Origin of the sequence: Sphingopyxis sp. OPL5, assembly GCF_003797775.2 — a bacterium.
In the GTDB taxonomy this organism is placed as follows: domain Bacteria; phylum Pseudomonadota; class Alphaproteobacteria; order Sphingomonadales; family Sphingomonadaceae; genus Sphingopyxis.
In genome coordinates this window covers 3,435,381-3,455,163 of record NZ_CP060725.1, presented here as the reverse complement: position 1 = coordinate 3,455,163, position 19,783 = coordinate 3,435,381, and the positions used below count along the sequence as shown (strand labels likewise).

The window sequence follows — 19,783 nt, the reverse complement described above, 5'->3', positions numbered from 1 at the left end:
GAAGATGCTACGGGGTACATATGAAGATAGCCGCGGCAATCAAGGAGATGCATGAAAAGTGCGCGGTATATACTGCGTCCGAAACTGCCAATCGCCTTCTCGATATCGCGGAATGGACAGCGGGCCGAGACCTGACCTCGGCAGTGCTCCTTGAACCTTGTGCTGGCGAGGGAGCCATTCTGGTCGAAGCCGTCAGACGCCTAATTGCGAGCTTTCGGCAGCACGATCGGCCTTTGGCTACGCGAAGTCTGAAGGCACGAATCAAGGCTTTCGAATTTCACGGCCCGGCAGCCGCAGCCGCTAGACGCGCCGTCCGGCTAGTTTTGATGAACGAGGGTATTGGCTGGGCGGCAAGTGGCCTGCTTGCTGAGGCATGGGTGCACGAAGCCGATTTTCTCCTCCATGAGCCCGCCAAGGCCACGCACGTCGTAGCAAATCCCCCATATCTGCGTTGGAGCAAACTGCCGCTATCGCTCGCTGCAGAATATCGAAAATCTCTTCGGCCTCTATCAACTCGAGGAGATGTTGCGGTAGCATTTCTCGACCGGATGATCGAATGGACCCGGCCGAATGGACGAATTGCGGCCCTGGTGAGTGATCGCTGGATGTTCGCGCAGTACGGCGCCGATTTCATTGCAGACATTAAGGGCAAGGGATGGTCGCTCGCAGTTATCGATGATCAACCGGTAGCCCCCTTCGTGCGGCGCGTAGGCGTTTCATCGGCGATTGTGCGGTTGTCGATGGGCGCCCCGATCTCACCCTCTCCTGATAGTGTCCGCGAGATAGCGCGTACGCGCCATGCCGCGCTCGTAACGAAATACGGCACATTGGCCGACGCCGGCTGCATCGTGAAGGTCGGTCCGGCATTGGGGTGCGGCGAGACATTTCTGCTGGATGCCACTGAGGCTGCCACCATCGAGAACGAGCTTGTTCGCCCATACCTGTCGCGCAAGGCCCTCACCGGTGGCGTAATCGACTATGCCGACTTGAATGTGGTCGTGCCTTACGACCGACGCGGTCAGGCGATCGAGATCGAATATTGGCCGAATTTCCTCAAATGGGCGCGGAAGCACGAAACCTCTCTTAAGGCGCGGAGTCACGTGCAAGGTCAAGAACGCTGGTGGAAGACAATTGACGCGATCGGGTCCCAGTGGAACGATGAACCTAAGCTTCTCCTTGGAGAGATGTCGACGCACGCGGAAGTTTCGCTGGATCTCAGCGGGAGCATTCCTGCGCACTCGGTTTATGCTATCTGGTCGAGCGAGTGGCCGATCGAAGCTCTTCAACGCGTCCTCAACGCAGGCCTTCTTCAATTGACCGCGGAGGCTGAAGCTCCCCGGTTAAAACAACGATGGTTCCGGTTCTACAAGCGCTTCATTGTTCGTACGCCCCTCCCAAAATGGACGGCTTTGTCCAAGGAAGAACAGCTTGCGTTTGAAGGGGAAAATGCAGAATTCTTCACCGCAGCGTTCTACAAGATGTTTGGATTCTGGCCAATGTCGCACGTGAAAGGCGTCGCCGCAGACAGTCCTGAGAGCTAGGACGCTCGTCCAGCCTAGCGCGGTTCTGATGTAAACATCTATAGAGATAGGCCCGCACATGCGCCATCCTCGCTGGAACGACGGAATGATCATAGCTTTGCTTTTCAATTGGATCGCTTACAAGCAGAGCGGCAATTATTGGCACAAAATCCGCAAGGCTGTCTTCGGTACCGATATTATCCAGCGTTCCGGCCGACATATGAAACTTTCGATCGGCGATGTGCTCGTTGGGATTACGGCTGGCCAAGACCCTGAAGCACTGTTCAATGCGGCTTTCAATCACAGCGACTGGACTCTCCTTTACGAAGAGCGGGTGCAAAATGGCTTTCCAACGGTATTCGGCATGGTCTTCGACAATATGCCACGCGAGCTCGCGGCCGAATTGCATGACGCCCTATTCAATCACCGTGGATATGTGGGTGCGCTATCCGTTCATCTAGAGTTTGCGCCCCATTTAGCCTTGTATAGGAACCGCCTTCCCCCACAATACCGCTTACAAGGCCGGAGACTGCGAAGCTTCTACTCGATGGGTAACATGGACGGGTGTGACGAGCATGATCTGAACGACATGCGTTCACTCGGCTACAGCGATCTTGATTTCGAGGACACAGGGGCAGGCCGGACGATCCTGGATGATTTCGACACGCCGAGGCATTTTGCCAGAGTTACTGCGTTTCGGAGCTTGCTGTCGGGCGACCTCGCTGACGGCGAGGACTGTGCTTACGAATTGGCGATGCTTCTAGAGGATCTCAGCCCGAGGTTATTTAATGTCTTAGGGGCCGCCGCCGAGAGGCTGTCAGATGCCGAGAATGAAGAGGAAGTGGCTCAGGTCGCTCTGTCCGGTCGACGTTATCCTGAGCAATTGGCCGAGATGCGCGCCGTCGAGGCGGGCGCGACTGGTTGGTAGGGCTGACTCACTCACCTTGCCCTGGACTTGCATCGCGCAGGTTCGGGGCGGGGCTTTCCCTATTTTTTGTCAACGGATCAGCGAGGGACCGGCATAGGGGGCGCTGAGCTGAGCGGGAGGCGGTGCGGGCGTGAGCGGCAGGGGCGGTGCCATTGCCGCCTGCGGGACAGCATCGCCTCCGCCATTCGCCCATTGGACGAAGCCGTTTGCGAGGGACGGGGCAGCGAAGAGGATGAAGCAGCCGAGAATGACGGTCGCGCCACGGCGCAGGTGGACGCGCCCGGCCAGCATCCCGAAACCGATCCCCGCAACGGCGATGGTCGCGGCGACCAGGGAGATCGACCCGGTGGCGACGTCGGCGAGCCATTGGCTGGCGGCGACCAAGGCGTTGGCTGAGAGTGAGGTCATCGAAACATGCCCATCTTCCCGGCTCCCAAGATAGCCGGGAAGCCGACCTAATTAATAATTAACAACAAACAAAAACAATTCAACTAGCTAGATTCCTCATTCATTTTTTTTAAAATATCTATGATTTTGCTCGATTTTGCTATACTCAAATAGCTGAAACTGCAAGCCATACTTCCAGTTTCTTTTAGACTATGAGATGCTATAAATAGGTTACGCGGCACCTCTTTTTTCATATGATTTAACAACAATTCGCAGAATTCGACTATTAGATCGTATCTTTCTGAATCTATAAATCCTCTATTAGAGATCGCCGGATAGTTCTCTATCATCCTATATATCAAATAACCTTTTTGATCGTTAAAGACATCCTCAGCTTTATCGGCCGAAAGCTCCTCAGGCTTCGAAGGAAAAAATCCTATAATACCCGAAATTCTTGTAAATGAATTTCTTTTCTCTATTCTTGGACAATAGAATTCATATAGATCATTTGATCTTCTTGCAAAAATATATGAGTTCCATTTATAGCTAAAAAATTTGAAAAATCCTTTTCCTATCAAATATTCATCGATAATTCTGAAAATAATTTCATGACTCATGCAGAACCTCAACAAGCTAATACTGACCTACACTGAACCCTGGCAACAAACGTCGGCATTGAAGGAAAAAGGGATCCGTGAGGAAAAGATGGATTCAAATACCCCGCGACCTTTCCTCCCCCTCCGTATATAACGTTATCCTTTGCCTGCTGCAGGCCTCCATACCATGATGAGTTTACCTTTACTTCAACAGAAGTCATTTCGGTAACTCCTGGTTTAAATACAACATAGTCTATTATTCTCAAGCCAAGCCCGGTCTGAACGCGCACCTGCCTACCCAATATTTCGTATCCTTCTTCCAGTAACTTGGCTTCGACGGCGCTCTCGCCCAGGAACCCCAGCTGAGCGATTGTGGCTGCATTATCGGCTTCTTCCGATAGATCGCCAAGCGCCTCTTCAAGGGCCGATGGCTCGGGATAGCCCGAAGAGGATTCTTGTCCTGCCGCCGCGATCTTCATTTCCAGCTTCGGCGGCGTGTACAGGCGCCACATCGGATCGCGATCTTCCACGGGCGTGCGGCAAACCCGGCTGCCCGTTTGGGGCTGGCACTCCAGACCATCCGGATCGGTATGATTTACCGGATCGTTTGCCACATAGGCATAGAGGTTCACTTGGTCAGCATATCCGATCGGATCGGTCTGGAGAAAACGTCCTAGCGTCGGAGAGTAGATACGCGCCTTGTAATAATACATGCCCATATCGGCGAGCCAGAGCTGCCCCGTATACTGGAACCTTCCGACGTTGCTCGCCGCGGGAATCCCATATTCGTCGTAGCGGTTAATCCCGATCATTGTCCCGGCATTATCCGCGACCGCTATCACGCTGCCCTGATGATCGGTACGGAGGCGGCGCAGCACGCTCGTTGCCACCGTCGTCCCCTCATACCAGACGAGCGGCTCGTCGCCCCCCGGACCATGGATGTAGCGGCGCAGGAGCGGGTTCGGCGTCACCTGGCTATATTCGGCCACGAGCTCGTCGCCGTCATAGACCAGCCTTAGGCTCGGCGAGGTCACGGTTCCGCCATACATGTACAGCCGGCCCAGCGGATCGTATCGCAGCGCCGCCCTTTGCGCGCCGGCATAAGATAGCGCCGCGCAGTCGCTGTTCACCTGCGCGCGCGTCTGCACTAGCCGGTTCTCAACGTCATATTGGCAATTATATACTTGACAAAGCAGCCCATGAGACGGCATAGAATAGGGCATGACGAACATCACCGCCCCGCACTTTCACGACGAAACCAAAGCCCGCGAGCATTTGGAAGCGATCCGCTGGCCCGAAGGCCCGACCTGCCCCCATTGCGGCTCGTTCAATGCCACGCGCCTTGAGGGCAAGAAGCACCGCGCGGGCCTCGTCCAGTGCAACGATTGCCGCGAACAGTTCACCGTCACCGTTGGCACCGTGTTCGAGCGTTCCAAGGTGCCGCTTCACAAGTGGCTGCTCTGCAATCACCTGCTCTGCGCCAGCAAGAAGGGCATGAGCGCAAAGCAGATCGAGCGTATGCTCGGCGTGACCTACAAAACCGCTTGGTTCATGTGCCACCGCATCCGCGAGGCCATGAAAACCGATGGCACTGACGGCCCCCTCGGCGGTCCTGACGCCGTTGTGGAAGCCGATGAAACCTATGTCGGTGGCAAGGCCAAGAACCGCGCCACCCGCAGCCCTGCCCCCAAGAAAGCCGTTGTCGCCCTTGTCGAGCGTGACGGCCAAGTTCGTTCGTTCCACGTTGCCAACGTCAACGCCAAGCACCTGCGCGGCCTTATCGTCACCAACGTTGACCGCCGCTCGCACCTGATGACCGATGAAAGCATGGTCTATACCAGCGTCGGTCGCGAGTTTAACGGCCACAGCGTCGTCAACCACAGCGCGAAAGAGTACGTCACGACCGGCGGCTTCAAGCACAGCAACACCGCCGAAAACTTCTTCTCCATCTTCAAGCGCGGCGTGATCGGAACCTACCACCATATGAGCGAGGCCCATCTGGCTCGCTATACCGGCGAGTTCGACTTCCGTTACAACACCCGCACCATGACCGACGCCGAACGCGCCTCGATTGCCTTGTCGCGCATCGGCGGCAAGCGTCTCACCTATCGGCGGACTGACGCAATCGCCGCCTGATTGGTATCAGGCGCCTCGCCAGATCGGGGAGGGTCGAAAACGTTGGTCTAGGTGAGAACGGGCGGGGAACAGAATCCCTTTGCCGAATCAATTAACAACCCGTAAAATACCAAATGGCCGAGGTGGTTCAGACCTCGGCCATCATTGGAAACCGCCAGCGGGGGCGGGTGTGATCACGTTTTGGCTTTTGCTCCTAGACATGAGTCGCGTCAACCCCTGCTGGTTCTAAACAGGGTAAATTGACATGGCTGACGTCGCATACATTTCGTGCATCAACAAAGACCCCCGATACGATGCTTACAACCGCATCACACACGTCGGCGGGGTCGGGGCCGAGCGTTGGAAGATCACCACTGACGACGCCATTTCCCATATAGAGAACGGCGCTTGGGAGTTTTGGACCAAGCCGCCAGTAGGGCATGGTCAAAAGGTCATCGTGGCTCAGCGAAACGGGCGGAAATATCTGAAGACTGTGGCTGATTACGACACGCCGGATAATCTGCTGAGCCTTCCTGAGTGCCCGTAATCATGCAGCTCGGGGCGTTGTAGCCCTGAGGGTCGAGGGACCAGGCTAAGGCTTGCTGGGCCGCGTAAAACTCGGCGTAGCGCTCCCCCTCGGGGGCGCTACTCAGGGCGCGGCCCAGCTTTTCCAGTTCGTGACTTACGTGGTCCATCGCCATTGTCCTTTTTCGCCTTGTGCGGCGTCGGTGGCGTCGCCAGCATCCGGCGAAGCGTCTCTAGCTCTTTTTGATCGGTGTCTGACATGCCTACAACTCTCATTCCCGGCGAAGACGATCAGACCGCCGTTATGGCGCTCATTGGATACGTCTGCATCCAGTGGGCCGTTCTCGAAACCACGTTCTTGCACCTGATTGGCGCAATCGAATTAATGCTACCAGAAGAGGCCTACATTGTCTTCGCCGGTTTGGATTGCCGCCAGCGTATCTCAAAATCCCTCGTGTTGTCCCGTCACCACAAGTTTCCGAACCGCCTCACCAACCGCATTGAGCAGCTTCGCAAGGATATGGACAAGGCAGACATATTCGAGCTTCGCAACACTGTCGTGCATGGCGCTCACGCAGCATCGGAACAGCCCCACAGCACCAAAATCATGATGGCCCGGTACTCTGGCCCCAAGCGCTTTCAAGACTTTTCCATCACCGATCTGCGCGACATCGGCGAGAACGTCGCGCGCTTCGCTCTGGAAGCGCAGCTAATCTTTGAAGACTACGGAAAAACCAGCCGCGTCAAAGAAAGCACCCAGCATCTGGCGCGCGAGTTCAAAGCGGGAAACCTCGGCCTCTGGGTCAAAATCAAGCAGCACTTCCGTAGCCGCGCCTAGCATAGCGGAAGGGATTTCGAGCGTACCGGCCTGTCCCGAATCCTGTACCACTTACGTTCTGCTTTCTCAAGTATACAATTGCCCTCGAAGCCGCCATCGGCACGCATGCAATAATTGAGCGCGACCTCACCGCCATGGCCAAAGGGGGGATGCCCGAGGTCATGCGTGCACGCGACTGCCTGAATTAGGCTATGCTCCGGCAGGTTAGCTATCGCCGGATGTTCAGGCTGATTGAAGCGGAGTTGCTTCACCAAGCCTCCTGCAATCTGAGCCACCTCCAGCGAGTGCGTCAACCGCGTACGGTAGAAATCGCTGTCTCCAAGATTGAGAATCTGCGTTTTGCCTTGCAGCCTACGGAAGGAGCCCGAATGTACGACGCGCCCGTAATCAATATCACCGTCAGACCGCGCATCATTTGCCTTTCTAGTTTCCAAAGTCCTGCGCTCAAGCCAAATCATTCAAATGCTCCCCCTCATGGTAAACTGACGCAATCTCAAAACGACCTCTCGGATCGGTGAGCCGCTCGTGATTGACGACGACCAGGATATCGTAATCCGAATATTAGCCGCCGACCGGATCGGCGACCCAGTCGCCGCGCACATGGTTTCCGTAAAGGGTGACCTTGAGGATGCGCCCCTGCTTCTTCCACTTCTGGGTCGCAAGGGCGGTCGTATCCTCGAACTCGGCGAAGAGGATTTCGACGATGCGCGCGAGGTCCTGCTGCTTCCTGCCGGAAAGATGGTCGAGGTTGTTTTTCATGTGCCTTGAATCCTACCGATTTATTGTGGCATGACAACGAAATAGGGTGATCCCCGCGCCCGCCGGAGCGAACGGGGGCCGGCCTTCAGTCGGCCGGGTTCCAGATGACGGCATAGGTGTCGTCGTCGTCCTGACCCGCCGCCCGGCCGAGGTGCGCGTAGAGCCGGCGCGGTCCGAACTCGGGAGCGGCGAGGCTCAGCGAGACGTAGGTCTTGCCAGACATCTCGCCGGTGCGGACCCATCCCGCACCGATCTCGACGCCTTCGGAAAAGACCCGGAAGTCGAGCTGCGTGCCCGCCTTGCTGCGATTGGGGGTGATCTCGATGCTTGCGCGGATCGAGACCCGCTCGCCCCAATATTCGCCGCGCGTTCAAGCACGCCGCACGCTATTGATATCCATATGGGCGAGCTGGCGTTCGATCGCATCGGGATGAAAGCGCCCGGTTTCGTTCAGCAGCGTTGCCGCCATCGCCCTGAAACCGTGGGCGGTCATCCGCCCCTGACTGAACCCCAAGTCCCGCAGCGCGCATTCACCGTATTCTCCGACATTGGGCGCTGGGGCGACCGGAAGGACGGGAAGCAATATTTGCCTGTGCCCGTCAGCTCCCAAAGCTGTTCGAAGAGATCGAGCGCCTTGGGTGAACAAGGGTACGCGGTGGGGCCGGCCCATCTTCATCTTTTCAGCGGGAATGCTCCGCACCACCTGCTCGAACTCGCTCCATTCCGCCTGGCGCAATTTGCCGGGTCGGACGAAGAGGTGCGCGGACAGCCTGAGCCCGAACAAGGTGATGGCATGGCTGGTAAAGCCTTCGATCGCGCGCATGAACTCGCCTGCACCATTGGCCGTCGTAATCGCAGCCAGATGCTTTGCCTTGGGCACGGTCAGCGCGCCGCGAAGGTCGCAGGCCGGATCGCGCTCCGCCCGCGTCTTCGCGATCGCATAGCGAAAAACCCTGCTCACGACGCTGCGCATGCGCCGCGCGCTTTCGCTTCAACCGCGCGAAGGACGGCCAACACCTCCTGCGCGGTGATCTTCGCGACCGGTCGGTTACCGATCTTGGGATAGGCTTTGTCGAGCAACCAGCGAATCTTACTCAGCGTGATCTCGGCCATGCCTTCGCGCTCATTCTTTGCCGTCCATTCCTGGGCTACCGTCTTGAAGGTGTCGTTCTCCTCGACCCTGGCCCGCGCGGCTTCAACTTTCTGTTGGTGGGAAGGGTCGATGCCGGATGCGATCAGGCGCCGCGCTTCATCGCGCCGGGATCGCGCATCGGCCAAGGTCACCTCAGGCCAGGAGCCGAAAGCGAGCGTGCGCTCTTTATCCATATAGCGATAGTTGAGGCGCCAGAGCTTCGAACCGTTCGGTCGCACAAGAAGATAGAGACCGCCGCCATCGGACAGCTTATAGTCCTTCGCCTGCGGCTTGGCGTTCGCGACCGTGGTGGCAAAAAGGGTGTTCATGGGGGTATCGTCCTTGCAAAAGGACGGAAAACGATACCCTCGGATATACCCTCATTGTTCCCGATTGGTGCCGTATCCGCCCGGATTTGACCGGACGGTTATAGCACAAAAAACGGCTGAAATCTCCCGTTTTTCGGACGTCCTCGGACGCCCCCGGAAGAACAAATGGTGCCCAGAAGAGGACTCGAACCTCCACGACCTTGCGATCGCCAGCACCTGAAGCTGGTGCGTCTACCAATTCCGCCATCTGGGCACGGGGTAGGAGCGGGCGCTTAGCGGCGCGGCACGCGCCTTGTCAACCGCGCTGCAACCGGCTCGCTGCATTTTATCGAAAAGTGGCGCTTTCCGGTGCCGCCGTCCCGCTCTCCCCTTGCCCGCATCATCGCTTCGCGGCATGGGGAAGCGGACGGCGGACGGTGCCGGGACAGAATCACCACGGGCTGATATGATGCGAAATCTCGACGGACAATTGATCACGGTGCTCGGCGGCGGCGGCTTCATCGGCCGCTATGTCGTGCAGAAACTGCTTGCGCGCGGCGCGCGGGTGCGCATCGCCGAGCGTGAGCCGCGCAAGGCGGTGTTCCTGAAACCGCTCGGCGGGCTCGGCCAGACGCAGTTCGTCGCCGCCGACGTTCGCGACGCCGCCAGCGTCGCGCGCGCGATCCAGGGCAGCGACGCGGTGATCAACCTCGTCGGCAGCTTCGACGACATGGCTGCGGTCCATGCGGAAGGCGTCGGCCATATCGCGAAGACGGCCGCAGCCGCCGGCATCGCGGCGCTGGTCCATGTCTCGGCGATCGGCGCCGACCGCGACGCCGCCTCGGCCTATGGCCGCAGCAAGGGCGACGGCGAGGCGCTGGTCCGCGCCGCCTTCCCCGCTGCGGCGATCCTGCGTCCCTCGATCGTCTTCGGCCGCGAGGACCGCTTCATCAATCGCTTCGCGGGGATGATCCGCATGCTGCCGGTCGTCCCGGTGATCGCGCCGGGTGCGAAGTTCCAGCCGGTCCATGTCGCCGACGTCGCCGACGCGGTGGTCGCGGCACTCGACGCGGGCGCGGCGGGCCGGACGTTCGAACTCGGCGGGCCGCAGGTGCTGACGATGGCCGAATTGCAGCGCTGGATCGCCGAAGCGACGGCGCGCAGCCCGCTGTTCGTCGAGGTGCCCGACGCCGTCGCCGCGGCGCTCGCCAGCGGTTTCGGCTGGGCGCCGGGCGCGCCGATCACCAAGGACCAATGGCTGATGCTGCAGCACGACAATGTCGTCGCCGCGGACGCGGCGGGGCTTGGCGACCTCGGCATCGTGCCGGCGTCGCTCGCCTCGGTCGCCGACGGCTGGCTGGTGCAATATCGCCGCAACGGCCGCTTCGCCGAACTCGCCGCGCGCTAACCCCCTGCCCGCGCGCCCTCTGGCGCCAATCGCAAAAGCTGTTACTCTGAACCGGGGTCGCTTCTGCTTTGCGGGGGTGTACGATGAAATATGGGGGGATGGCCGCGCTGCTGACGGCGGCGCTGGTTCTGGCTGGCTGCGACAATACGCCGGCCGATTTGCATGGATTGCCAAAGGATGCCGCCGAGCGCGCGACCTTGTGCGGTCGTTCGGCGCTGGCCTATGCTGCGGCGGGCAGCGGCAAGGGAGCCGCCGAGGAAAAAAGGCGACAGGAGTTGCTGCAGACCATCGTCGACAAGACGGGTTTCTTCAGCGCCACCGGCCTCGACGATGAAAAGGGCAAGGCGCTGCTCGGCGATATCCAGGACACGCTGAAGGGCGGCAACTGGCTGGGCACGCTCAACCAGTGCAAGGCGGCCTATGCGCTCGGCGACCCCGAGCCGCTACCGAAATTGCCGACCGAGCCGAAGGAAAAGCCCGCGGCCTGCGCCGCGGTCGCGGTCGCCGCGGCGTTCGGCGACGGATCGAGCGACCTCGCGGCGCTCCAGAAAAACGTCCTGATGAACCCGCAATCCTCCTATTTCCTGATCGCCGCGGCGAACCAGGATGGCGGCATGGCGGCGGCGCAGAATGCGATGGCGAGCAAGGTCGAATGGGCGATTGCGTCGGGCGCGGTCGGCCCGCTGACCGACGCCTGCGTCAAGGAGTATCCCAAGGCCGCCGCGACCACCGCGGTGACGCTGCCCGCCGACGAAGGCCAGGCGGTCGCCGCGTGCGGCTTCAACGCCGGACTGCTCGGAACGCTGGAGGGCGAGGAAGGCGCGATGGCGAAGGCCGTCGCCAAGAAACTGCAGGACGGCGGCATGATGCCCGACCTCGCGCTCGCCGGCAGCCCGAAGAAGCTGCTCGAACAGGCGCTCGACCTCGGCCCGCCGGCCAATGTGCTGAAAGCCTGCGGGGCGCGGTTCAAATAGCGACTGGCCAAGCCGCGCGGCTGTCCTTAGGGCAGACACAGGACGGGGGCGTCCGACATCGGTCGGGCGCCCCCGCCTTGTTTCAGAGCCATCGTCGCAGGACCCCATGAACGAAATCATCACCGCCATCATCCTCGGCATCGTCGAGGGGCTGACCGAATTCCTGCCGGTATCGTCGACCGGGCATTTGATCCTCGCGACCGAATTGCTCGGTTATGACGCGTCGCGCTGGGCGATCTTCAACATCGCGATCCAGCCGGGCGCGATCCTCGCGATCGTCGTGCTCTACCGCAAATTGTTCTGGGAGATGTTCACCGGCTTCTTTCGGCGCGATCCGGTCGCGATCGCCTTTGTCCGCAACCTGGCGCTTGCCTTCGTCCCCGCGGTCGCGCTCGGCCTCGCGCTCGGCGATTATATCGAAGTGCTGCTCGAAAATGCGGTGGTCGTCGCCTGGGCGCTGATTATCGGCGGCTTCGCGATCCTGCTCGTCGAACGTTATGCCAAGCCAAAGGAGAGCGGCGGGGTCGCCAATCTGTCGGTGCGCCAGTCGGTGCTGATCGGCCTCGTCCAGTGCATCGCGATGATCCCCGGGGTCAGCCGCTCGGGCGCGACGATCCTCGGCGCGATGTCGCTGGGCGTCGACCGCAAGACCGCCGCCGAGTTCAGCTTCTTCCTTGCGCTGCCGACGCTGACCGGCGCGACGGCACTGCAATTGTTCAAGCATCGCGACGCGATCACGACGAACGACCTCGGCCTGATCGGGGTCGGCGCCTTTGTCTCGTTCATCGTCGCCTGGGTGGTGATCAAGGCGTTCCTCGCGGTGGTGACGCGCTATGGCTTCACCCCTTTCGCCTGGTACCGAATCATCGTCGGCGGCGCCGCGCTGGTTTGGCTGACCCTGAGGTAGGTCCGGACCGGACCTTTTAATGTAAGATAGTTGCGCGGGAGACTTTCTTCTGCTCGGCAAGTTCGATATTTAGGTCAGCAAAACTTCCCTATCTTGCATTTCTTGCGTGACATGGGGGATTTGACGATGCAATCGCCCCGCAACGAAGGGGAAATTGCATGGCTGCCGATCGCATGCTCCAGTTTGTGGGGCGTGAACAATCCTATCCCGACAAGCGCTCGGCCGAAGAGCGCGCGCTGGATTTCCGCGAAATCGCCGAGCGCTATGCCGCGCCCGACGCCGATGCGCAGGCTGCGCGCTGTTCGCAGTGCGGAGTGCCCTATTGCTCGGTGCATTGCCCGCTCCACAACCACATCCCCGACTGGCTGCGCCTGACCGCCGAGGGGCGGCTGCGCGAGGCCTATGAACTCAGCAACGCGACCTCGACGATGCCCGAGATCTGCGGCCGCATCTGCCCGCAGGACCGGTTGTGCGAAGGCAATTGCGTCATCGAATTTTCGGGCCATGGCGCGGTCACGATCGGCAGCGTCGAGAAATATATCACCGACACCGCCTGGGCCGAGGGCTGGGTCGAACCCGTGCATCCCGGCAAGCCCACCGGCCAGTCGGTCGGCATCGTCGGTGCCGGCCCCGCAGGCCTCACCGCCGCCGAATATCTGCGCGTCGCGGGGCATGAGGTTCATGTCTATGACCGGCACGATCGCGCCGGCGGGCTGCTGACCTATGGCATCCCGGGCTTCAAGCTCGAAAAGGATGTCGTGATGCGCCGCATCGAACGGCTCGAAGCCGGCGGCATCCATTTCCATCTGGGGTTCGAGGTCGGCGCCGACGCGACGCTCGACGAACTGCGCCGGAAACATGACGCGATCCTGATCGCCACCGGGGTCTACAAGGCGCGCGAGATCGCAGTCCCCGGCAACGAAGCCGCAGGCGTCATCGCCGCGCTCGATTATCTCGTCGCCTCGAACCGCAAGGGCTTCGGCGACGCGGTTCCCGCGTTCGACGACGGCAGCCTCGACGCGAAGGGCAAGCATGTCGTCGTCATCGGCGGCGGCGACACCGCGATGGATTGCGTCCGCACCGCGGTGCGCCAGGGCGCGAAGTCGGTGAAATGCCTCTATCGCCGCGACCGCGAGAATATGCCGGGGTCGCAGCGCGAGGTCGCCAATGCCGAAGAGGAAGGCGTCGAATTCGTCTGGCTCTCGGCCCCCGAAAGCTTCACCGCCGACAAGGCGGTCAAAGAGGTCGCGGTCGCGGGCATGCGCCTCGGCGCCCCCGACGCCAGCGGCCGCCGCAGCCCCGAGGCCGATCCCGGCCGCCGGTTCGACCTGCCCGCCGACATGGTGATCAAGGCGCTCGGCTTCGATCCCGAGGAACTGCCGCATCTGTTCGGCGCCCCCGACCTCAGCGTCACCCGCTGGGGCACTTTGCGCGTCGATCACCAGACGATGATGACCAGCCTGCCCGGCGTTTTCGCCGCCGGCGACATCGTGCGCGGCGCCAGCCTCGTCGTCTGGGGCATCCGCGACGGCCGCGATGTCAGCGACCAGATGGCGAAATGGTTGAAAGTCCGCGCGGAAAGCGAAATGAAGGCGGCATGACCATCAGGGGAAGGAATCACATTATGTCGACCTGGAAATCCATGCTGCTCGCCGGCACGATCGCTTTTGCGCCGCTGACCGCCCACGCCGCCGTGCCGAAAGAAGCGCCCGCCGCCGAAGTGATCGCGGTCGACGTGCCGGCCGATGATTATGTCGATCCCTCCTCGCCCGAAGGCCTCGCGCAGACCAAGGCCAAGATGCAGAAGGAAATGGATCAGGCCATCGCGATGGTCGAGAAGATCTTCGGCACCGACAAATTGCCGCCGATCGCTCCCGCCCAACTGGCCATCGCCCAAAAGACGACGGGTGCGCTCGTTCCGACGGGCAGCCTCGAAAAGATGATGGACAATCTTTACGGCAAGCTGTTCCGCGGCCTGATGGGCGAGCTTGGCGGCATGTCCGACATCATGCTGTCGTACAAGACCGGCGTGGAAGCCGACAAGATTTCGGCGCTCGACGACGTGACCAAGGAAAAGATCGCCGACATCTTCGACCCGAACCGCAAGGCGCGCGAAGAGCAGATCATGACCAACGTCAAGCCGCTGATCAGCGAAGTACTCCGCGACCTCGAAGTCCCGATGCGCGAAGGCATGGCGAACGCCTTTGCTCGCAAGTTCAGCGCCGACCAGTTGAACCAGATGAACGCCTTTTTCGCGACCCCGGCGGGCAGCGCCTATGCCAGCGAATGGATGGCGCTTCAGGCCGACCCCGAAATCATCCTCGCCATCATCAAATCGGTGCCGCCGATGGCGAACAAGTGGATCGACCGTGCTCCCGAACTGGAAGGCAAGTTCAAGGACCTGCCGAAAGAGCGGCAGATGGCCGACCTCAGCGACGCCGACCTCACCAAGCTGGCCGGGCTGATGAAGGTCGATGTCCAGACGCTCAAGGACCAGCGTGACCTTTACAAATCGGTCGACGATGCGGCGATGGAGGCGACCGATGCCGCGGCCTATGACGACACTGCAGTCGCAGCCGCTGCCGATGCCGCCGCGGCGGCTGGCGACGCCGTCGACGCCGCGGGCGACTTCGACGCCGGCTACGACCGCAGCAACTGGTCCGACGCCGATCGCGAAAAGGTCGAGGCGCTCGAAACCGCCGTCAGCGAAGCCACCTCGGCCGCCTATGAAGCCGAGGCCGCCGCCGCGGCCAACGCCCGCAAGAAGCTCGGCCTGCCCGACACCGCCGAATAGGCGCCGCAAAACAAGACACCGTCAGGACTGCATGATGACCCACTACCCCACTCCCGAACATGCCCGGCTCGAAGCCGAGGGCATGTACCGCCCCGACATGGAATCCGACGCCTGCGGCGTCGGCATGGTCGCCGCAACCGACGGCAAGGCCTCGCGCCGCGTCGTCGAGGCGGCGATCGAGGCGCTGCGTGCCGTGTGGCACCGCGGCGCGGTCGATGCCGACGGCAAGACCGGGGATGGGGCGGGCATCCATGTCGACCTGCCGGTCCGTTTCTTCGACGATGCCATCGCCGCATCGGGGCATAAGGCGCTGCCGAACCGGCTCGCGGTCGGGATGATCTTCCTGCCGCGCACCGACCTCGATGCGCAGGAACATTGCCGCACGATCGTCGAATCCGAGATCATCGACGCCGGCTACACCATCTATGGTTGGCGCCAGGTGCCGGTCGACGTGTCGGTGATCGGCGACAAGGCGCAGCGCACGCGGCCCGAGATCGAGCAGATCATGATCGCCGGGCCGCTGCCCGACGAACAGTCGCTCGCCGAGTTCGAAAAGCGCCTCTACCTCGTCCGTCGCCGGATCGAGAAAAAGGTCGTCGCGGCGCAGATCGCCGATTTCTACATCTGCAGCCTGTCGGCGCGCTCGATCATCTACAAGGGGTTGTTCCTCGCCGAGAGCCTCGCCGATTTCTATCCCGACCTGACGAACAAATTGTTCGAAAGCCGCGTCGCGATCTTCCATCAGCGCTATTCGACCAACACCTTCCCGCAATGGTGGCTCGCCCAGCCCTTCCGCTGCCTCGCCCACAATGGCGAGATCAACACGATCCGCGGCAACAAGAACTGGATGAAGAGCCACGAGATCAAGATGGCGAGCCTCGCCTTTGGCGAGCATAGCGAGGACATCAAGCCCGTGATCCCGGCGGGCGCGTCGGACACCGCCGCGCTCGACGCGGTGTTCGAGGCTTTGTGCCGCGCCGGGCGCGACGCGCCGACGACCAAGCTGATCCTCGTTCCCGAAGCCTGGGGTGACGATGCCGAGGTGCCCGATACCCACCGCGCGATGTACTCCTATCTCGCCAGCGTGATGGAGCCGTGGGACGGCCCTGCCGCGCTCGCGATGACCGACGGCCGCTGGGCGGTCGCGGGCATGGACCGCAACGCGCTGCGCCCGCTGCGCTACACGCTCACCGTCGACAATCTGCTCGTCGTCGGCTCCGAAAGCGGCATGGTGCTGCTGCCCGAAGCGAGCATCCGCAAGAAGGGCCGCCTCGGCCCCGGCCAGATGATCGCGGTCGACCTCGACGAAGGCACGCTCTACGAGGACCGCGCGATCAAGGACCGGATCGCCGGCGCACACGACTATGCGTCGCGGGTGAAAGGCTTCCGCAGCATGGCCGACCTGCCCAGGGGCGGCAAATCGACCCTGCCCGCCTTCGACCGCAGCGAGCTTTTGCGGCGCCAGGTCGCCGCCGGGCTGACGATGGAGGATATGGAGCTGATCCTCTCGCCGATGGTCGAGGATGCCAAGGAAGCGATCGGCTCGATGGGCGACGACACCCCGCTCGCGGTCATCTCGGACAAGCCGCGCCACGTTGCGCAATTTTTCCGCCAGAATTTCAGCCAGGTCACCAACCCGCCGATCGACAGCTTGCGCGAACGGCATGTGATGAGCCTCAAGACGCGTTTCGCCAACCTCGCCAACATCCTCGATGAAAAGGGGCAGAGCGACCATGTCCTCGTCATCGACAGCCCGGTGCTGGTCGGCGACGACTGGGACCGGCTGCGCGCCTATTTCGGCGACGCGGTCGCCGACATCGACTGCACCTTCAAGGTCGGCGGCGATGCCTCGACCCTGCGCGAAGCGATCGCGCGCGTCCGCCGCGAGGCCGAGGATGCGGTGCGCGCCGGGCGCAGCGAATTGTTCCTGAGCGACGAAAAGCTGGGCGAAGGCCGCGTCGGCATGGCGATGGTGCTCGCCGCCGCCGCGGTCCACACCCACCTTGTTCGCAAGGGGCTGCGCAGCTACGCATCGATCAACGTCCGCTCGGCCGAGGTGCTCGACACCCATGCCTTCGCGGTGCTGATCGGTGTCGGCGCGACCACCGTGCAGGCCTATCTGTCCGAAGCCGCGATCGCCGATCGCCAGGCGCGCGGACTGTTCGGCAGCGAACTGACGCTCGACGACTGCCTGAAGCGCTTCCGCAAGGCGATCGACGACGGTCTGCTCAAGATCCTCGCCAAGATGGGGATCGCGGTGATCTCCTCCTATCGCGGCGGCTATAATTTCGAGGCGGTCGGATTGAGCCGCGCGCTCGTCAATGACCTCTTCCCCGGCATGCCGGCAAAGATTTCGGGCGAAGGCTATCAATCGCTGTTCATCAACGCGACCGAGAAGCACGAGGCGGCGTATGACAAGCGCGTCACCACCCTGCCGATCGGCGGTTTCTATCGCCAGCGCGCCGGCGGCGAGACCCACGCCTATTCGGCTCAGCTGATGCATCTGCTGCAGACCGCGGTCGCGACCGACAGTTACTCGACCTACCTCCAGTTCGCGCGCGGCGTCGCCGACCTGCCGCCGGTCTATCTGCGCGACCTGATGGAGTTCAACTATCCGGCGCAGGGCGTCGCGCTCGACAGCGTCGAAGCGATCACCGAAATCCGCAAGCGCTTCGTCACCCCCGGCATGTCCTTGGGCGCGCTGTCGCCCGAGGCGCATGAGACGCTGGCGATCGCGATGAACCGCATCGGCGCCAAGGCGGTGTCCGGCGAAGGCGGCGAGGCGAGCGAACGCTACCAACCCTATGCCAATGGCGACAATGCCAACAGCAATATCAAGCAGATCGCGAGCGGGCGCTTCGGCGTCACCGCCGAATATCTCGGCGCCTGCGACGAGATCGAGATCAAGGTCGCCCAAGGCGCCAAGCCCGGCGAGGGCGGCCAGCTTCCAGGCTTCAAGGTCACCGAATTCATCGCGCGGCTGCGCCACTCGACCCCGGGCGTGATGCTGATCTCGCCGCCGCCGCACCATGACATCTATTCGATCGAGGATCTGGCGCAGCTGATCTACGACCTCAAGCAGATCAACCCGCGCGCGCGGGTCTGCGTGAAGCTCGTCTCCAGCGCCGGCATCGGCACGGTTGCCGCGGGTGTCGCCAAGGCGCACGCGGACGTCATCCTCGTCTCGGGCAACACCGGCGGCACCGGCGCCAGCCCGCAGACCAGCGTCAAATACGCCGGCACCCCGTGGGAAATGGGCCTCAGCGAAGTCAACCAGGTCCTCACCCTCAACGGGCTGCGCCACCGCATCCGTCTGCGCACCGACGGCGGGCTCAAGACCGGGCGCGATATCGTCATCGCCGCCATCTTGGGCGCCGAAGAATATGGCATCGGGACGCTCAGCCTCGTCGCCATGGGCTGCATCATGGTGCGACAGTGCCACAGCAACACCTGCCCCGTCGGCGTCTGCACGCAGGACGAGAAGATGCGCGCGAAGTTCACCGGCAGCCCCGAGAAGGTCATCAACCTGATGACCTTCATCGCCGAGGAAGTGCGCGAAATCCTCGCCAAGCTCGGCTACCGCAGCCTCGACGAGGTGATCGGCCGCACCGAATTGCTGCGCCAGGTCAGCCGCGGCGCCGAACATCTCGATGACCTCGACCTCAATCCGATCCTCGCCAAGGTCGACGCGCCCGACAACGAGCGCCGCTCGCACGGCCTGCTCCGCAACCCGGTGCCCGACAGCCTCGACGCGCAGATATTGAGCGACGCCAAGCCCTTGTTCGAGCGCGGCGAGCGGATGCAGCTGACGTACAATGTCCGCAACACCCACCGCGCCGTCGGCACCCGCCTGTCGGCCGAAGTCACCGCGCGCTTCGGGATGAAGGGCCTTGCCGACAATCATGTCCAGGTCCGCCTGCGCGGCACCGCGGGCCAGTCGCTCGGCGCCTTCCTGTGCCAGGGCATCAGCCTCGAAGTGTTCGGCGACGCCAACGACTATGTCGGCAAGGGCCTGTCGGGCGGCCGCATCATCGTGCGCCCGACGGTGTCGAGCCCGCTGGTCAGCCAGCACAACACGATCGTCGGCAACACCGTCCTCTATGGCGCGACCGCGGGCACCCTGCTCGCGGCGGGCCAGGCGGGCGAGCGCTTCGCGGTGCGCAATTCGGGCGCTAACGTGGTCGTCGAGGGTTGCGGCGCCAACGGCCTCGAATATATGACCGGCGGCATCGCGGTGATCCTCGGCACCGTCGGCTCGAACTTCGGCGCCGGGATGACCGGCGGCATGGCCTTCGTGCTCGACGCCGACGATCATTTCGAACGGCGTGCCAATCCCGAATCGATCGTCTGGCAGCGCGTCGAAAGCCGCCATTGGGAAGGCGTGCTCAAGGCGCTGGTCGAGGATCATGCCAGGGCCACCGGCAGCAAATGGTCGAACGAGGTGCTCGCCGACTGGGACCGCTGGCTCGGCCAATTCTGGCAGGTGTGTCCCAAGGAAATGGTCAGCCGCCTGTCGCACCCCCTGCGCGACGAGGAAATGGCCGTGGTGGCGGCGGAGTAGAGTCCGTCGCCCCCGCCTATGCGGGGGCGAC

The 19,783-nt window shown here is 61.9% G+C and carries 17 protein-coding genes, 1 tRNA gene and 1 pseudogene; 11 read left to right on the top strand and 8 right to left on the bottom strand.

Annotation, left to right across the window (positions count from 1 at the left end; genetic code table 11):
* The first annotated feature begins 20 nt into the window (after positions 1 to 20).
* Together EEB18_RS16670 and EEB18_RS22560 are read left to right on the top strand one after the other, a co-directional pair.
* Positions 21 to 1,541, top strand: coding sequence for an Eco57I restriction-modification methylase domain-containing protein (locus EEB18_RS16670; RefSeq protein ID WP_187140254.1), 1,521 nt, complete (start codon positions 21 to 23; stop codon positions 1,539 to 1,541).
* A gap of 58 nt (positions 1,542 to 1,599) precedes the next feature.
* On the top strand, positions 1,600 to 2,448 hold the full coding sequence (locus EEB18_RS22560) for a hypothetical protein (RefSeq protein ID WP_222943110.1): 849 nt from the start codon (positions 1,600 to 1,602) through the stop codon (positions 2,446 to 2,448).
* 69 nt (positions 2,449 to 2,517) lie between these two features.
* Here EEB18_RS22560 and EEB18_RS16660 read toward each other — a convergent pair whose 3' ends face one another.
* The 3 genes from EEB18_RS16660 to EEB18_RS16650 form a co-directional block, all read right to left on the bottom strand.
* The gene (locus EEB18_RS16660; protein WP_187140253.1) at positions 2,518 to 2,856 is read right to left on the bottom strand and encodes a TrbC/VirB2 family protein; all 339 of its coding nucleotides are present in this window, start codon (positions 2,854 to 2,856) and stop codon (positions 2,518 to 2,520) included.
* 83 nt (positions 2,857 to 2,939) lie between these two features.
* Positions 2,940 to 3,452, bottom strand: a complete 513-nt coding sequence (locus EEB18_RS16655) for a hypothetical protein (RefSeq protein ID WP_187140252.1) — start codon at positions 3,450 to 3,452, stop codon at positions 2,940 to 2,942.
* An 8-nt stretch (positions 3,453 to 3,460) separates the two neighbouring features.
* Positions 3,461 to 4,579 carry an RHS repeat-associated core domain-containing protein gene (locus EEB18_RS16650; RefSeq protein ID WP_262407969.1) on the bottom strand — a complete coding sequence of 373 codons (1,119 nt, stop codon included), beginning with the start codon at positions 4,577 to 4,579 and terminating at the stop codon, positions 3,461 to 3,463.
* Positions 4,580 to 4,652: 73 nt separating this feature from the next.
* Here EEB18_RS16650 and EEB18_RS16645 point away from each other — a divergent pair, with 73 nt between their 5' ends.
* From EEB18_RS16645 to EEB18_RS16635, 3 genes are all read left to right on the top strand, one after another.
* Positions 4,653 to 5,567, top strand: a complete 915-nt coding sequence (locus tag EEB18_RS16645; RefSeq protein ID WP_187140251.1) for an IS1595 family transposase — start codon at positions 4,653 to 4,655, stop codon at positions 5,565 to 5,567.
* Between the two features lie 244 nt (positions 5,568 to 5,811).
* Positions 5,812 to 6,093 carry a DUF3892 domain-containing protein gene (locus EEB18_RS16640; protein WP_187140250.1) on the top strand — a complete coding sequence of 94 codons (282 nt, stop codon included), beginning with the start codon at positions 5,812 to 5,814 and terminating at the stop codon, positions 6,091 to 6,093.
* 237 nt (positions 6,094 to 6,330) lie between these two features.
* Positions 6,331 to 6,909 (top strand): hypothetical protein, encoded by a 579-nt coding sequence (locus EEB18_RS16635; RefSeq protein ID WP_187140249.1) that lies wholly within the window; start codon positions 6,331 to 6,333, stop codon positions 6,907 to 6,909.
* Here the strand turns inward: EEB18_RS16635 and EEB18_RS16630 are convergent.
* From EEB18_RS16630 to EEB18_RS16610, 5 genes and pseudogenes are all read right to left on the bottom strand, one after another.
* On the bottom strand, positions 6,906 to 7,367 hold the full coding sequence (locus EEB18_RS16630) for an HD domain-containing protein (RefSeq protein ID WP_410468109.1): 462 nt from the start codon (positions 7,365 to 7,367) through the stop codon (positions 6,906 to 6,908). The genes EEB18_RS16635 and EEB18_RS16630 overlap by 4 nt on opposite strands.
* A 103-nt stretch (positions 7,368 to 7,470) precedes the next feature.
* The gene (locus EEB18_RS16625) at positions 7,471 to 7,668 is read right to left on the bottom strand and encodes a hypothetical protein (protein WP_187140248.1); all 198 of its coding nucleotides are present in this window, start codon (positions 7,666 to 7,668) and stop codon (positions 7,471 to 7,473) included.
* Between the two features lie 85 nt (positions 7,669 to 7,753).
* Positions 7,754 to 8,005: a DUF736 domain-containing protein gene (locus EEB18_RS16620; RefSeq protein ID WP_187140331.1), complete on the bottom strand. Its 252-nt coding sequence runs from the start codon at positions 8,003 to 8,005 to the stop codon at positions 7,754 to 7,756.
* Positions 8,006 to 8,038: 33 nt separating this feature from the next.
* Positions 8,039 to 9,129 (bottom strand): annotated as a pseudogene (locus EEB18_RS22845) (tyrosine-type recombinase/integrase).
* A gap of 166 nt (positions 9,130 to 9,295) precedes the next feature.
* Positions 9,296 to 9,382, bottom strand: a tRNA-Leu gene (locus EEB18_RS16610).
* A 195-nt stretch (positions 9,383 to 9,577) separates the two neighbouring features.
* Here EEB18_RS16610 and EEB18_RS16605 point away from each other — a divergent pair.
* The 6 genes from EEB18_RS16605 (at position 9,578) to gltB (ending at position 19,752) form a co-directional block, all read left to right on the top strand.
* Positions 9,578 to 10,516 (top strand): complex I NDUFA9 subunit family protein, encoded by a 939-nt coding sequence (locus tag EEB18_RS16605; RefSeq protein WP_187140247.1) that lies wholly within the window; start codon positions 9,578 to 9,580, stop codon positions 10,514 to 10,516.
* 83 nt (positions 10,517 to 10,599) lie between these two features.
* A complete protein-coding gene (locus EEB18_RS16600) occupies positions 10,600 to 11,490 on the top strand; it encodes a hypothetical protein (RefSeq protein WP_187140246.1) in 891 nt (296 codons plus the stop codon).
* A 106-nt stretch (positions 11,491 to 11,596) separates the two neighbouring features.
* Positions 11,597 to 12,397: an undecaprenyl-diphosphate phosphatase gene (locus EEB18_RS16595; protein WP_187140245.1), complete on the top strand. Its 801-nt coding sequence runs from the start codon at positions 11,597 to 11,599 to the stop codon at positions 12,395 to 12,397.
* A 158-nt stretch (positions 12,398 to 12,555) separates the two neighbouring features.
* Entirely contained in the window at positions 12,556 to 13,998 is a 1,443-nt protein-coding gene (locus EEB18_RS16590; RefSeq protein WP_187140244.1) for an NAD(P)-dependent oxidoreductase, read from the top strand.
* A gap of 23 nt (positions 13,999 to 14,021) precedes the next feature.
* Positions 14,022 to 15,191: a DUF2059 domain-containing protein gene (locus tag EEB18_RS16585; protein WP_262407966.1), complete on the top strand. Its 1,170-nt coding sequence runs from the start codon at positions 14,022 to 14,024 to the stop codon at positions 15,189 to 15,191.
* 31 nt (positions 15,192 to 15,222) lie between these two features.
* Complete coding sequence (gene gltB / locus EEB18_RS16580) at positions 15,223 to 19,752, top strand: glutamate synthase large subunit (RefSeq protein WP_187140242.1); 4,530 nt, start codon at positions 15,223 to 15,225, stop codon at positions 19,750 to 19,752.
* Positions 19,753 to 19,783 lie beyond the last annotated feature (31 nt).